We start from the raw sequence: 14,921 nt of genomic DNA on the forward strand, positions 1-14,921 counted from the left end.
ACTAAAGGAGTTCCCGTTTATGGTTGATCAGGACCACACCGCACCGACCCCACAGGCCGCCGGTTTGCGCAACCGGCATATTGCCATGATTGCTCTGGGCGGGATTATCGGTGCGGGCCTGTTCGTGGGGAGCGGGGCAGCCATTGCGGCCACAGGGCCAGCCGTGCTGCTGGCGTTTCTGGCTGTGGGTATTCTGGTTATTCTGGTCATGCGGATGCTGGGTGAAATGGTGACGGCAGACCCCGGGCGTGGCTCCTTTGTGGAATATATCCGTGCCGCGCACGGTAACAGGACCGGGTTTACCGCAGGGTGGCTCTACTGGTTTTTCTGGGTGGTGGTGCTGGGTAGTGAGGCGATTGCCGGGGCCATTCTGCTGCGGGACTGGATTGGTCTGCCGGTATGGGTGCTCGCCATTGCCTTGATTGTGGTGCTCAAGCTGGTGAATTTTGCAGCCCCCCGTGTGTTTGGGGAGTGTGAGTTCTGGCTCTCCATGATCAAGGTTGTCAGCATTATCGCCTTTATTGCGGTTTCCGTGTTGTATGCGGCGCATGTGTTCGGGCCGGGTGTGCCTGTGCGGCAGAATGTGCTGGGGCATGGCGGCTTTTTTCCACATGGTGTGGTGGCGGTGCTCTCCATTATTCCCACCATTCTGTTCACCATGATGGGCTCTGAAATTGCCACCGTGGCAGCAGCGGAATCTCCCGAACCGGGCAAGAATGTCGCACGGGTCACACGCAGTATCGGCACGCGTGTCACCCTGTTTTATCTGGCGTCTGTCGCCATGATTCTGGTGGATGTGCCCTGGCCTTCCATTGTGCCCGGCCATTCTCCGTTTGTTACGGCCATGGATGTCATGGGCGTGCCCGGTGCTGGCCTTCTGATGCGCATTGTGGTGCTGAGTGCAGTGCTCTCCTGCCTGAATTCCAGCATGTATATTACCTCCCGCGTTCTGACGGAGCTTGCCGCGAAAGGGGATGCCCCGGCCATATTGATCCGCAAATCCACCATGCACACGCCGCGTCTGGCCATTACGGTCAGTAGTGTGGTGGGCACGCTGGTCGCGTTTTCCTCCATCCTTGCGCCGGATACCATTTTTGCATTTCTGCTGAGTTGTAGCGGTGGTGTTATTCTTGTTGTGTATTGCCTGATTGTTTCCGCTTATGTGCAGACGCGCTACCGTGCGCAGAAAGCCGGGCAGGCGGAGAACTTCAGTCTGCTGCTCTTCCCTTACTGCAATTATGGAACGTTGCTGGCTGTGGCCTGTGTGTTTGTTGCCATGCTGGCCAATCCTGCCGAGCGGATGACAGCTATTGCCAGCCTTGGCACAGCGGTTTTCTTCTTCCTGCTGGCATCCCTGAAAAAAATGCCTTCTCTGGAAGAAGTCAGATAAGAGGCTGGCGCGGAAACCTTTCAGACGCGGCGCGTTTTAGGGATATGCCCACAGGGCTGAAGGATTATAGGAGCGGCAGCTTCTGCATGTTCCTGGGCATGGTTTCACATGTAAACATGGGGGGTTCTCTCATGAGTCATAAAACCGATATGAGCAGCAGGAAACAGAGGCAGGACAGAGATCTGGATGAGGCTCTGGAGGAAAGCTTCCCCGCAAGTGATCCGCCGTCTCACGGTGGGATCACGGGGGACAGCGGCTCTTCGGGCAAACCGGATCAATCTTCCGGGGCATAATCCGCTGTGTGGCGCGGATACGCGGGCCCGGGGCTGCGCAGATGCGCGGTGTTCCTGATGTTTTCCCGTTATGTCCAGCCAGTACCGGCAAGTCCTGACCAGGAGTTCAGTGCATGGTCAGTCGGTCCAGACGCGCCAGCAGTTTATGCTCCCGCACGTGCAGCAGCCCGCCTGCGATGAGGATAATGGCCGCCGCGAGAGCAATGGCGATGGAAATGCTGTGGCTGGATGTGAGTGTGCCGATAACCGCCCCGACGAACAGGCTGCTTATCGCGGCAAGCCTGCGCCATGTGCCAGGGTTGGTGCCTCCGGCAAAGGTGCTGTTGTGCGCAAGGCCATGCAGAAGCATGGTCGCGGCCGGCAGGCTCATGTCCGCTACCTTGGCGTGGCGCGTGGCGGATGTTTGCAGGCCCATGGCAAAAGCCAGAAGACCCAGCGTGATATAGGTGCAGCCCGGCGGCTGCACGGCCCATTCCAGTGCCGTCAGCCCCACAATGCTGCCTACAATCAGCAGGATATCCCCCACATCAAGGCGAGTGGTGCGGTTCCGGCGCGCAAGGCGGCCACCGGCCAGCGCGCCCAGCAGATAAAGGCCGATCGCCTCAAACCCTGAAAGCACCACGCTTTCCGAAGTGGCGATATGCACGGCCATCAGCAACACGGTTGCTGTCATGTATCCGGCAAAAATTTTCAGATGCAGCAAGGAAATGGCGTCCAGCATGCCCATGGCCATGGTTACCAGAATAATGCTGATAACCAGTCGGGGGTCATGTCCTGCGCGGGTGCTCATGGGGTCTCCACTCAAAAGATAAACAGGGGAAAAGATCGTATAAGTCGGGGTTCATATCACTGTTTGCCCGGCTTGTGTGCAGCGTTTTGACGGCATCACACCTCTCTTCCCCTCTCGGCTCAGCCCAGTGCCATCAGGCTGGCATTCCCTCCTGCGGCGGTGGTGTTAATGCTGTGGCACTGTTCTTCCACCATGCTTTCCGGGTGGGGCAGGCTGTCAGCCGTCAGCCATGCGGAGGCAATGGGGCGGGAGCCGGTGCCAAGCGCTGCACGGGCCGCGGCGAAGGCGGCTTCATCCTGCTCACCCAGCACAAGGGCGCAGGGGTCCTCCGTGGCCGTGCTGACCGGGCGGATCACGCTGCGTAGCACGTCCGGCAGGGAGGCAATCCAGCCTGTCAGATGTGTATCCGCCAGAACAAGCGCTGTGTTGCCACCAGACAGCGCCAGAGAGATCTGGTCATACAGACCTGCTTTTGTCTGGGCTATGCACAGTACAGCACCTCGGGGTGTCAGGCTGTAGAGGTTACTTTCCCCCACCGGGCCGGGGAGGGCAATCTGCCCGCCCACCAGCGGCTGGCGGCCAAGAGCCGCTGCCGTGCTTGCAGCCCGGCCTTCACCCTGTTCACGCAGCCAGTCTGTCCAGCGCGCCATGGGTGCGGGCGTGCGCCCGCGCACCAGCCGTGGCAGGGCAGGAGCCTGTGCCAGCAGGCGGCGGAGGATAAGCGGCCCGCCTGCCTTGGGGCCGGTGCCGGAAAGGCCGCGCCCGCCAAAAGGCTGCACCCCCACCACCGCGCCAATGGTGTTGCGGTTGACGTAGAGGTTCCCGGCCTCAATGCGGGAGAGCACATGCTGGACAGTGGCCTCAATGCGGGTGTGCAGGCCAAAGGTCAGGCCGTAGCCTGTTTCATTGATGCTGGAGAGCAGCGCATCCAGCGTGCTGCGGGAATAACGGAGCACATGCAGCACAGGGCCGAAGACTTCCGGCCCGATCTCGCGGATGGACGCGACTTCAATCAGCGTGGGGGCCACAAAGCTGCCATGGGCGCAGTGCTCGGGCAGGGGCAGGGCGTAAACCGGCGCCATTTTCTGGCGGAAGGCTTCGATGTGGCTGGTAATCCCCTCCGCCGCTTCCGCGGTAATGACAGGCCCGACATCTGTGGAGAGCCGGGCGGGGTTGCCAAGGCTCAACTCCCGCATGGCGCCGCGCAGCATGGTCAGCACATGTTCGGCGCAGTCTTCCTGCACACACAGCACGCGCAGGGCGGAGCATCGCTGCCCGGCGCTGTCAAAAGCCGAGGCGACAACATCCGCCACTACCTGTTCCGCCAGTGCGGAGGAATCCACAATCATGGCGTTCTGGCCACCGGTTTCCGCAACAAGCGGCACGGGCTGGCCGGTGCGGGTGCGGCGGGTTTCAAGCTGCCGGTTGATCATCTGCGCGACCACTGTGGAGCCTGTGAACATCACACCGGAGACATGGTTATCCCCTACCAGAGCGGCCCCGATATCGCCTTCACCCGGCAGCAGGTGCAGGGCGGCGGCAGGTACCCCGGCGTCATGCAGAATGCGCACGGCAAGAGCGGCAATCAGCGGGGTTTCTTCAGCAGGTTTGGCCAGAACCACATTGCCCGCGGCAAGAGCCGCGGCAATCTGGCCAAGGAAAATGGCCAGAGGGAAGTTCCACGGGCTGATACAAGCGACAACACCCAGCGGGGTGTGGGTTGCGTTGTCAAAATCCCGCACGATGGTGGCGGCATAATAGCGGAGGAAATCCACGGCTTCCCGCACTTCCGCCACGCCGTTGGGCAGGGATTTCCCGGCCTCCCGGGAGAGCAGGGCCAGCAGTTCATCACGGTGCGCTTCAAGGCTTTCAGACGCCTTGACCAGAATGGCGGCGCGGGCCTGCGGGGCCAGGGCGGACCATGCGGCCTGCCCTTTGGCAGCGGCTTTTGCGGCCTTTTTCACGTCATCAGGTGTGGCGAAGGCCACGGTGCCTACCGTATCGCGCCGGTCTGCCGGATTGGTTACGGGCCGCGTGGTCTTGCCGGGTTTCACGCCAGCCCCCATCGGACCAGCCTGCCAGGGGCCGGAGGCTTTGGTCAGCCCGTCCAGAAGGGAGGAGAGCACGGCATCATCCGCCAGATCTGTTCCGGCGGAGTTGCGGCGTTCCGCGCCGAACAGGGCAGGTGGTTTGCTGATATCGGGGTGGGAGGCCCCATAGGGCGTAAAGCCCTGGGCAACCTCAACAGGATCCTGCACCAGACTGGAAACCGGAATGGCGGGATCACCAATCTGGTTCACGAAAGAGGAGTTTGCGCCGTTTTCCAGCAGGCGGCGCACCAGATACGCCAGAAGTGTTTCATGCGTGCCGACGGGCGCATAAATACGCACCGGGCGGTTCAGCTTATCGGTCCCCACAACCTGCCGGTACAGCGGTTCCCCCATGCCGTGCAGGCACTGGAATTCATAGGAGCCGGTTTCAAACTCGCGTCCTGCCAGTGTGTAAATGGTGGCAAGCGTGCGGGCGTTGTGCGTGGCGAACTGCGGGAAGATCACATCCCGCGCGCCCAGCAGTTTGCGCGCGCAGGCAATATAGCTGATATCGGTGTGCGCCTTGCGGGTGTAAACAGGAAAATCCTGCACGCCCTCAACTTGCGCTTTCTTGATTTCACTGTCCCAGTAAGCGCCTTTTACAAGGCGTACCATGATGCGGTGCCCGCTGCGGCGGGCGAGGTCAATAATGTAATCCAGCACATACGGGCAGCGTTTGCCGTAAGCCTGCACCACAAAACCGATGCCGTTCCAGCCTTCCAGGCCCGGCGTGTGGCACAGGGCTTCCAGCAGATCCAGCGAGATGTCCAGGCGCTCGGTTTCTTCGGCATCGATATTCAGGCCGATGTCATATTTCCGGGCCAGCAGGGTCAGGTCCTGCACGATCGGCAGAAGTTCCGCCATCACGCGGGCGTGTTGGGCGCGGGCATAACGCGGGTGCAGGGCTGAGAGTTTGATGGAAATGCCGGGGCGCTCATACACATTCGCCCCCTGCGCGCTGCGGCCAATGGCATGAATGGCGGTGATGTAGTCCTGCCTGTACCGCGCGGCATCCTGCGCGGTCAGCGCGGCTTCTCCCAGCATGTCATAGGAATAGGCAAAGCCGAGCGCTTCCAGCCTGCGGCTGTTCTCACGGGCTTTTGTAATGGTTTCGCCCAGCACGAACTGCTCGCCCATCAGCCGCATGGCCGCATTCACCGCCTTGCGGATAACCGGCTTTGTGCCACGGCTGACAAAACCAAGCAGGGCGGACTTCAGGCCGCTGTCATCCTGCGGGGTGACAAGTTTGCCTGTCAGCGCCAACCCCCACGCGGCGGCATTACTGAAAATCGGCCCGCTGCGGGAGATGTGGGAAAGCCAGTCTCCCTCACCAATCTTGTCACGGATCAGCGCGTCACGCGTTGCGGTATCGGGAATGCGCAGCAGGGCTTCCGCCAGACACATCAGCGCGACACCCTCGGCTGAGGAAAGTGCGAACTCCTGAACCAGACTTTCCACAATGCCGGGGTTGCGTGCCGCCCGGAGGGATGTGGCCAGACCCGCGGCAAGATCCGTCACACGCCGGCCTTCTTCCGCCGAAAGGGCGGCGCCCGGCGTGAGGGCGGCCACGCACTCTTCCTCCGGCTGGCGCATGGCTCGGATAACAGCCTGACGCAGTGGGCTTCGGGAGGCGAATGCAGGCGCAAAAGAGTCAGAGAAGGGCATGGCATGATTTCCGAGCGGGAATGGCCTTACGTCCAGCCGTGCGGGGGGGCGGGAGTTCTGGCTGCATAACGATTTTTCCTCGTTACACTATATTATATGATTCGCAATATCATATAATCATGAGCGGTCCGAGCGACAGCAATGCCGGATTTCTGGCCGGCTGGAAGAGGGCTTGCATGAGGCCGGAAAGAAAGCAGAGGGAGCCCGAAGAGGCCCTATCGGGAGTGGACCCGTAAGGTGCGGGCGCACAGAGGCCAAGTGTGCAGCGGCCAAACGTGCAGAAGCCGGGTGTGTAGACGCCAAGTGTCAGAGGTCAGGCGCGCAGGGAGATGTGCGGCAGCAGAGGCTCAGCCTGTCCGGTCGAGCCTGTGCGGCTCAAGGTCGCTCTGGCCCTGATCACGCTGATCCGTTTCCTGCTGGTTTGCTCCAGCGTTTCTCCGGAAGACCTCTGCGGAAATATCGGCGGCTTCCAGAATGTGCTGACGGGTGAGGCGTGCCGCAAGGTCGGCATCACGCGCGCGGCAGGCCTCCAGAATGGCCAGATGTTCCTGATCCGTGATGGTCTTTCGGCCTTCCAGCACCAGATGCCCGCGAATATAGCGGTCCAGCCGGTTATGCAGGTCATCAATCATGCCCAGCAGGCGGGGTTTGCGGGCAGCAACATAAATGGCGTTATGAAAGGCCCGGTTCAGCGCGCCGGAAGGGCGGGTGGTGTCCGGGTTGCGGGTGCCTTCCACAAAGGCCTCATAGGCATCTTCAATATGGGCGAGGTCTACGCGCGTCATGCGCGTCACGGCTTCCCGCGCGGCCTGTTCTTCCAGCAGGGCGCGGATTTGCGAATATTCCAGAATATCAGAGGCATCCAGCCCCATGACAATCGCACCGCGATTGGGCAGGAAGGCCACCAGCCCTTCAGCTTCCAGATGTTTCAGAGCTTCCCGCACGGGAATGATGCTGACACCAAACCCTGCAGCCAGCTCTGATTGCGGCAGAGGCTGACCAGCACGAATGGCATCGGCCAGAATGGCCTTGCGCAGGGCGGCACAGATGGTTTCAGACGCCGTGCCGTGGCCCGCAAACTCTGTCTGGCAAAAAAGACTGGCCGGCAGCATGGGCGACGGCTCTCCCGTGTAGATCGTTACTGATTCGTGACTGCTTATCATAGTCAGCTCAGGCATCCTGTCCAATCAGCATGGCCGGGAGGGGCGGGCCGAAAGGTGGGGATGTGCATGGTCACACTATCGTGATCATGGTGGGAGCCCTCTCGTGACAGAGCCTTCAGGCGGGTGGAGGCCGGGTGGGCAGGCCTGTGAACAGGCCGGGGGGCCGGGGCTGGCGTGGCCGCTTTCCGGCCTCGGGGAAGGGTGGGCCGGGTGGTCTGCTTTCAGGGGGTGGAAATTCAGAAAGTGCCTCTCCTGTCATCATTTTTTTGATCAAGCCCGAAGGCCGGGCTGCCTTCCGGAGGCGGTGCGGGGGATGTGCGGTGGCGGGTGCAGGCCCCGCACGCGGAGGGATGGCCGGAGCCAGGGGGCCTACCGCGCGGGGCTGCCAGAGGGTGCGCGGGGAAGAAAATTGAGGAGGATCAGTGGTCTGCCATGCTTGTGCCGCGCGCTGGGCTGGCTTGATCTTTCTCCGAATTGCAGGCCAGTTTGGCGCATATTCCGCTAGGGAGATTCTGAATGAAACTGATTTCTGTACGTGCCCTGTCGGCGCTTGCTGTGACAACAATGCTTGCTGGTGCGCCGCTGTTTGCTCATGCCGCCGAAACTCCGGCAGAAGCCGGTTCCAAAACTGCTGTGCAGACCGATACGGATGTGTCCGGCTTTATTGGTTCCATCAATCCGGCTGAAGTGGGCGGCCTGCTGAACTATTGTACAGAGAACGCCTATCTGGCGGACAATGACGCAGCCTTTAAGGTGCTCCAGTCCTACAACCAGAAAATCAATGCCGTGCCCGACGGGCAGGAAGGCAACATGCACTATGCACTGGGTACGGCTGGCCAGCTTCAGGCCAACGGCAAGACCTACACCATTGCAACGGCAAGCGTCCCGCTGCGCCAGAAGGCCTGCAAGGCTGTTCTGGAGCGCGCACAGGCCGCTCTGTAAGAGCAACGCTCTTCCTTCCACCCTGTCAGGCATCCTGCCGGACGGGGGGAGGGGTAAAGGGTCTGAAGAGGTCAGTCGCAGTGCGGCTGGCCTTTTTTTGTGTCTGGCGGCATGTTCATGTGGACGAATTTTAATATTAAAGATCAAGCGTCTGTGCCTTTCCCCCTTGCGTTTGATGTGATCAAAATCCCGTAGCCCTGCATTCAGGCCGGCAGGATACACAACAAGAAATAAAGGCGGGAAAAGCGTGCCAGAAGCGTTTGAGGCTCCGGCGGGAGCAGGTCTGACAGTCGGACAGTACGAGGCCATGGTGCGCAGGGCGCAGCAGGACCCTGAAGCCTTCTGGCTGGAGCAGGCGCGCAGGTTGAGCTGGCAGAGCGCCCCCCGGCAGGCATCCCGCTCTGAGTTCACAAACGATATCCGGATTGACTGGTTTGCTGATGGGCGGCTGAACGTCTCGGAAAACTGTCTGGACCGGCATGTCCGCACCCAGCCGGACAAGGTGGCTCTGCTCTGGCAGGGGCAGGAGGCGGAACAGAAAGAGAGCCTGACCTATCGGGAACTGCATGCCCGCGTGTGCCGTCTGGCCAATGTGCTGCGGCGGCTGGGGGTAAAAAAAGGGGATTGCGTGGCCATCCATCTGCCCATGGTGGTGGAGGGTGTGGTGGCCATGCTGGCGTGTGCCCGCATCGGCGCGGTGCATGTGGTGTTGTTTGGCGGCTTTTCAGCCGAGGGGCTGGCTGAACGGCTGAGTGACAGTGGCGCGCTGCTGGTGCTGACAGCCGATGTGGCCCGCCGGGGCAGCAAGCGTATTCCAAGCAAAACCACCATGGATGAGGCCATAGCCCGCTGCGGGGCGGAAAGCCGCGTGCAGCATGTGCTGGTTGTCCGGGTGACGGGGGCTGACGTGCCGATGCAGCCGGGGCGAGACCTGTTTTATGCGGAGGAAGTGGCGCGGGAACAGCCTGAATGCCCCCCGGAAAGCATGAATGCGCAGGACCCGCTTTTCCTGCTCTATACGTCCGGCAGCACCGGGCGGCCCAAGGGGCTGGTGCATGGGTCCGGAGGGTATCTGCTCTGGGCGGCGTTCACGCATGCCACGGTGTTTGACCACAGGCCGGACGATATTTTCTGGTGCACGGCGGATACAAGCTGGATTACCGGGCATACTTATGTGGTGTACGGCCCGCTGGCCAATGGCGGCACTATTCTTGTGTATGAAGGCCTGCCGTCATGGCCGGAGCCGGGCCGCTGGTGGGATGTGATCGACCAGTACGGCGTGACAGCCTTCTATTCCTCCCCCACCGTGGTGCGGGCCGCCATGCGGGAGGGGGATGAGGTGGTGCGCGGCCGATCCCTCGCCAGCCTGCGGGTGATTGGCACGGTAGGGGAGCCGATCAGCCCGGAAGCGTGGCAGTGGTTTCATGATGAAGTGGGCAAGGGCCGCTGTCCGGTGGTGGATACCTGGTGGCAGACTGAAACCGGCGGCGTGATGATTACCGCCGCCGCAGGCTGTGTCACACCGCGCCCCGGCGCGGCATGCCAGCCGCTGCCGGGTGTGCAGGCCGCACTGCTGGACACGCAGGGGCAGCCGGTGGAAGGCCCGGGGGAAGGGCTGCTGTGCATCGCGCAGTCCTGGCCGGGGCAGGCGCTCACCATCTGGCAGGACCATGCGCGCTATCGGCAGACCTATTTTACCACCTGCCCCGGCTATTACTTTACGGGGGATGGCGCACGGCGGGATGCGGAGGGGGATTACTGGATTACCGGCCGCGTGGATGATGTGGTGAATGTCTCCGGCCACCGGATTGGCACGGCGGAAATTGAAGATGCCGTGGCGACGGACCATGAGGTGGTGGAAAGCGCTGCTGTCGGCGTGCCGCATGACCTGAAGGGGCAGGGGCTGGTCGTATTTGTCGTGCCGAGGCAGGAGGGGGTGTTTGACCCCGCCGCCGTAAGCCGCGCCATTGCCGCGGCGGTGGGGCGCTATGCCGTGCCGGAAAAAATCTACGCGGTGCGGGATCTGCCCAAAACCCGGTCTGGCAAAATTGTACGGCGCCTGCTGCGCAAGATTGCGGCACAGGAACTGGACGGGCTGGGGGATCTCTCCACGCTGGCAGACCCCGAGATTGTGCAGGAACTCATTGCTTCCGTGCAGGCACAGAACGCGTAAGCGCGCGCTGTGCGAACGGGGCGGGGGCAGTGCCCCGGCCCCGAAGGTCATGGTGACGTCGGGGGTTTGGCGCGAGGGGCGCTAGGGCTCTTCAGCCGAGGAGATGAGTGCGAAGCGCGGCACACCGTTCACGGTTTCCTGCCACATGGCCAGAGGGCGCACCCAGTAGTCTCCGCGGGCTTCACTGCGGTAGGTCACGAGCCATTCTTCGGTCTCGCTGTGGCGTCCTGTGCAGATCACGGTATACAGTCCGCCTTTGTAATGTTGGTAGGGGCCGGGGCGCGGATGGTCGGGCACGGGCGTATCGAGAATGTTGGGGTTACTGGTTTTCATGGTAATCTTGTGTCCCACAGCTTGCGGAAGGATCGCAACCTTGAACCGAAAAGTTCTTCTGTGCCAGGCGCTGGCAGCTTTTGCAGTCTTGTCGTGCAGTGCGCCCGGTTATGCCGCCACACAGGGGAAGGCCAGTACGCATACCGGGACGCATAAAGGCGGCGCACATACAAAACACGCTGGCAAGACTGCGGCGCAGCAGAGCGGAGAGCCGGTGGTGATGACAAGCCAGCCCGGCACGGCGCTGGACAAGGAAGCCCGCAAGCTGAACGCGGATGATCTTGCCTCCGCCACCCGCCATCATGAAAAAGCTCTGGTACTGATTGGCTCGGCCCCGCTTTCCACCAGCGGGAAGAGCATGGGGCTGTTTGTGCAGGTGCAGTCCGCCAGCCTGTGCGGCTCTGCGGGGTGCTCAACGGATGTCTATCTCCAGCACGATGGAGGCTGGACCAAGGTTCTGGATTCTGTCAGCGGGCCTATAACCCTGATGCCATCCTCACGCGGTGGCATGAAAGATGTTGTGGTGGATGGGTCTGACCGCTGGGTGTGGAAAAAAGGTGCCTATGCGGACACGCTGGTGGCGACTGACCTGCCGGGCTTTAAAACATCCATCCGCCGCCATCAGGCAGCCATGAAAAAAAGCGGCCACCCTGTTTCCGAATAAGAGGCCTGCATAAGAGGCCAGCGCCCATGCCTGAAAAAACATCGTCCCCCACGGCTGCGGGCAGCATCGCACGCACAGTGTTGAAAACACTGTGCACCGTTGTTCTCACAGTGCTGCTTATTGCTGCGCTGCGGGAAGGGCTGCACCTCCTGCTCTGGGTGGATGCAAAAACGGGCCTGCATGCCGGAGCAGGCCTGCTGCAAATTCTGGCGGCTGATGGCGATGCAAAGCAGGAGCAGGTGATTGCCGTGGGGCTGATGCTGCTTTGCTTCATGCTGGCTCTTGTGCTGGTGCGCTGGAGCGAGCGGCTGCTGGACCGCCGCCGTTAAAAATTCAGCCCCGGATGTGGTGATACGGGTTTTGCACGAACCCTGAGGGCTCTTCTGCCCAGCCCTGTCACGCGCAGCGTTATCATTATGAGAAGAACCGGTCGCACAGGTCTTGTGCGTTGACCGTTTCGGCGTGTTGCCTTCGATACCGCCCCTGACACGTAAAGGCAGTTGCCCGAGAGGCATGCCGTATTATGGCGAAGCGCCACGGCTATGGCCGCCCCCCTTCCTCGCGGAAATTATGCCTCTTTACACTGGGGATGAAGCATATAGCCGAATTCATTCGTAAGCGCTTCTGTAAATCTACCACGTCAATAAATCGTTATTTTTGTAATGTTGGTCTTTCTATGATTTTGTAAAGAAACGCATATTTTAAATATTGGAAGTTTTCTGTAAAATTATCCATATAATAGAAACAAGCTGCCGTTCCATACGTTTAAGGTCTTCTGAGCAGCTAAAATGAGTGGAGCTTTATTTATGGGAAAAGTTCGTTGCCCGCGTGGAGCGGGTGAATGGGCGAATTGTCTAGTGGCACTTCTCCTGATTCTATTGGGTTTACCCTTGGTGATTATGGGGGTTCAGCTCGTATTTTTTGGCGGTTCTCCTTACTATGTTCTGTTTGGTGTCACGATTATTGCAGGTGGTATCCTTATGCTGGCTGGCCGCGTCCTTGGCGCTCAGCTGTATCTTGTTGCGTGGCTTTGCACCTGGCCGTGGGCCTTCTGGCAAGTGGGCCTGAATGGGTGGGGTCTGCTGCCGCATCTGTTTGGTCCTACCCTTGTTGCCATCGCTGTTGTTCTGACCATTCCAGTGCTCCGCCGCATGGAGCAGGAAGCACAAATTAAGGGGAGTGTGGCCTGATGCGCAAAAACACACTGCTTGCAGCAACCATTCTCTGTGGCTCTTTGGCGTTAAGCACGGCTCCGGTCAGCGCTCAGGCGCAGGTTCTCTCAGAATCACCGTCTACTTCTATCGGCGGCAAGGGTCCTCACCTGCCACACCCCCCAGGCTGGTATAACGCTCCGTCTCCCGATGCCCCGCAGGCTCCGGGTGTCAATGCGGCTGATATTCCACCTGGCCCGCCTGCCGAACCAAGCGAGGCAACGCCCGCTGTGGCCCAGCAGAGCAGCAACCCGGCACATGATGACTGGCCTGCCTACGGGCGGGATTCCAACGCAACCCGCTCCTCACCGCTTGACCAGATCACCCCTGACAATGTGAGCCAGCTGAAAGAAGCGTTTGTCTACCATACCGGAAGCAAACCCGGTCCGGGGGAAGCCAACAAATGGGCAGCGGAAACCACTCCGATCAAGGTTGGAGATGGGCTGTACATGTGCTCGGCCATGAACGACATGATGCGGCTTGACCCCGCAACAGGGAAGGAAGTCTGGCACTTCAAGGCCGGTGTGAAATACGAAAGCATTCCGTACACCGCAGCCTGCAAGGCCGTGACATATTATACCTCTTCAACCGTTCCTGAAGGTCAGCCCTGCCATACCCGCATCCTTGAAGGGACGCTGGATATGCGCCTGATTGAGGTGGATGCTGAAACCGGCAAGCGCTGCGAAGCCTTTGGCTATCATGGTGAAGTCAATCTCATGAAGGGCATGGGCGAGTCCGTACCGGGGTTCGTGTCCATGACCGCGCCGGTGCCGGTTGTAAACGGTGCGATCATTACGAACCAGGAAGTTCTGGACGGGCAACGCCGCTGGGCTCCCTCTGGTGTGATTCGTGGCTATGATGCGGAAACCGGACGTTTTCTCTGGGCGTGGGACGTCAATCGCCCCAACGAACATGGAGAACCCAAAGAGGGCGAACATTACAGCCGCGGGACACCCAACTCATGGGCCGCCATGACGGGTGACAATGAACTGGGGCTGGTTTATGTGCCGACGGGCAATTCGGCTGCTGACTACTACAGCGCCATGCGCTCCGATAAAGAAAACGCCGTATCTTCCGCTGTTGTCGCGCTTGACGTGAAAACAGGCACGCCGCGCTGGGTGTTCCAGACCGTGCATAAAGATGTCTGGGACTATGATATCGGCTCTCAGGCAACCCTGACGGACCTGCCGGCAGAAGATGGAAGCGGCACCGTGCCCGCACTCCTCATGCCGACAAAGCGTGGGCAAACCTTCGTTCTGGACCGTCGCACAGGCAAACCCATTCTTCCTGTGGAAGAACGTCCGGCTCCGCTTGATACGGACGTACCGGGTGATCCTCGCTCACCAACCCAGCCGTGGTCTGTTGGAATGCCGCGTCTTGGATTCCCTCCTCTGAAGGAATCCGATATGTGGGGCATGACGCCGATTGACGAGCTTTATTGCCGCCTTCTGTTCAAAAAATCGAAATATGAAGGGGAATTTACGGCGCCGGAAATCAGCCATCCGTGGATTGAATACCCCGGATATAACGGTGGTAGTGACTGGGGAAGCATCGCTTACGATGCCAAAAGCGGCATTCTGATTGCAAACTGGAATAACACGCCCATGCGTGATCAGTTGGTGCACAGAACGAAGGCTGATGCACTGGGTCTGCTTCCCATCGACAGCCCGCATTTCAACCCGAAAGCCGGGGGTGCCGAAGGAAACGGCGCGATGGCGGATTCACCCTATGGGATTCTTGTTACACCGTTCTGGAACAAATTCACCGGTCTGATGTGCAACAAGCCTCCTTACGGGATGATCACCGCCATCGACATGCATGCACACAAGGTGTTGTGGCAGCATCCTCTGGGGAGTGCGCGTGCAAATGGTCCGTGGGGACTTCCCACCTATATGCCGTTGACAATTGGCACCCCTAACAATGGTGGTCCGCTTATCACGGCGTCCGGACTGGTTTTTGTGGGTGCGACAACGGATAACCTGATCCATGCCTTCGATATAAAAACCGGCAAGGAAGTCTGGAATGCTGTGCTTCCGGGTGGTGGGCAGGCAACGCCCATGACCTATGAATACAAGGGCAAACAGTACGTTGCCATCATGGCGGGGGGACATCATTTCATGATGACACCGGTCAGTGATGCGCTGGTTGTTTACGCACTGCCCGATAAAAACTGATAGCCGCAGAGTCGCGGTTGGAGTGTTTTTGAT

At 60.2% G+C, this 14,921-nt stretch carries 12 protein-coding genes; 8 read left to right on the forward strand and 4 right to left on the reverse strand.

Annotated features, from left to right (window positions below):
* The first annotated feature begins 19 nt into the window (after nucleotides 1-19).
* On the forward strand, nucleotides 20-1,390 hold the full coding sequence (locus tag GOB82_RS00535; protein WP_166118349.1) for an amino acid permease: 1,371 nt from the start codon (nucleotides 20-22) through the stop codon (nucleotides 1,388-1,390).
* A gap of 131 nt (nucleotides 1,391-1,521) precedes the next feature.
* On the forward strand, nucleotides 1,522-1,683 hold the full coding sequence (locus tag GOB82_RS00540) for a hypothetical protein (protein ID WP_166118106.1): 162 nt from the start codon (nucleotides 1,522-1,524) through the stop codon (nucleotides 1,681-1,683).
* A gap of 106 nt (nucleotides 1,684-1,789) precedes the next feature.
* Here the strand turns inward: GOB82_RS00540 and GOB82_RS00545 are convergent, their stop codons facing one another.
* The 3 genes from GOB82_RS00545 to GOB82_RS00555 all read right to left on the reverse strand — a co-directional run bounded on the left by GOB82_RS00545 (nucleotide 1,790) and on the right by GOB82_RS00555 (nucleotide 7,340).
* Nucleotides 1,790-2,473: a YoaK family protein gene (locus tag GOB82_RS00545; RefSeq protein WP_166118351.1), complete on the reverse strand. Its 684-nt coding sequence runs from the start codon at nucleotides 2,471-2,473 to the stop codon at nucleotides 1,790-1,792.
* A gap of 119 nt (nucleotides 2,474-2,592) precedes the next feature.
* Entirely contained in the window at nucleotides 2,593-6,228 is a 3,636-nt protein-coding gene (gene putA, locus GOB82_RS00550) for a bifunctional proline dehydrogenase/L-glutamate gamma-semialdehyde dehydrogenase PutA (protein ID WP_166118353.1), read from the reverse strand.
* A 347-nt stretch (nucleotides 6,229-6,575) separates the two neighbouring features.
* Nucleotides 6,576-7,340, reverse strand: a complete 765-nt coding sequence (locus tag GOB82_RS00555; protein WP_166118356.1) for a GntR family transcriptional regulator — start codon at nucleotides 7,338-7,340, stop codon at nucleotides 6,576-6,578.
* 567 nt (nucleotides 7,341-7,907) lie between these two features.
* Between GOB82_RS00555 and GOB82_RS00560 the strand changes: the two genes are divergently transcribed.
* Together GOB82_RS00560 and acs are read left to right on the forward strand one after the other, a co-directional pair.
* The gene (locus GOB82_RS00560; protein ID WP_166118359.1) at nucleotides 7,908-8,333 is read left to right on the forward strand and encodes a DUF2501 domain-containing protein; all 426 of its coding nucleotides are present in this window, start codon (nucleotides 7,908-7,910) and stop codon (nucleotides 8,331-8,333) included.
* Between the two features lie 247 nt (nucleotides 8,334-8,580).
* Nucleotides 8,581-10,506, forward strand: a complete 1,926-nt coding sequence (acs, locus tag GOB82_RS00565) for an acetate--CoA ligase (RefSeq protein WP_377791968.1) — start codon at nucleotides 8,581-8,583, stop codon at nucleotides 10,504-10,506.
* A gap of 81 nt (nucleotides 10,507-10,587) precedes the next feature.
* On the opposite strand, the gene GOB82_RS00570 is transcribed toward acs, so the two are convergent.
* On the reverse strand, nucleotides 10,588-10,839 hold the full coding sequence (locus GOB82_RS00570; protein ID WP_166118362.1) for a DUF1653 domain-containing protein: 252 nt from the start codon (nucleotides 10,837-10,839) through the stop codon (nucleotides 10,588-10,590).
* A 40-nt stretch (nucleotides 10,840-10,879) separates the two neighbouring features.
* Between GOB82_RS00570 and GOB82_RS00575 the strand changes: the two genes are divergently transcribed.
* The 4 genes from GOB82_RS00575 to GOB82_RS00590 all read left to right on the forward strand — a co-directional run bounded on the left by GOB82_RS00575 (nucleotide 10,880) and on the right by GOB82_RS00590 (nucleotide 14,888).
* The gene (locus tag GOB82_RS00575; protein ID WP_166118365.1) at nucleotides 10,880-11,503 is read left to right on the forward strand and encodes a hypothetical protein; all 624 of its coding nucleotides are present in this window, start codon (nucleotides 10,880-10,882) and stop codon (nucleotides 11,501-11,503) included.
* A 26-nt stretch (nucleotides 11,504-11,529) separates the two neighbouring features.
* Complete coding sequence (locus GOB82_RS00580; protein ID WP_166118368.1) at nucleotides 11,530-11,832, forward strand: hypothetical protein; 303 nt, start codon at nucleotides 11,530-11,532, stop codon at nucleotides 11,830-11,832.
* 477 nt (nucleotides 11,833-12,309) lie between these two features.
* Nucleotides 12,310-12,693 carry a glycerol dehydrogenase gene (locus GOB82_RS00585; RefSeq protein ID WP_166118371.1) on the forward strand — a complete coding sequence of 128 codons (384 nt, stop codon included), beginning with the start codon at nucleotides 12,310-12,312 and terminating at the stop codon, nucleotides 12,691-12,693.
* A complete protein-coding gene (locus GOB82_RS00590; protein WP_166118374.1) occupies nucleotides 12,693-14,888 on the forward strand; it encodes a pyrroloquinoline quinone-dependent dehydrogenase in 2,196 nt (731 codons plus the stop codon). Before GOB82_RS00585 ends, GOB82_RS00590 begins: the two co-directional genes overlap by 1 nt.
* Nucleotides 14,889-14,921: the final 33 nt, after the last annotated feature.

It is taken from the genome of Acetobacter farinalis (assembly GCF_011516935.1).
Lineage (GTDB): Bacteria > Pseudomonadota > Alphaproteobacteria > Acetobacterales > Acetobacteraceae > Acetobacter > Acetobacter farinalis.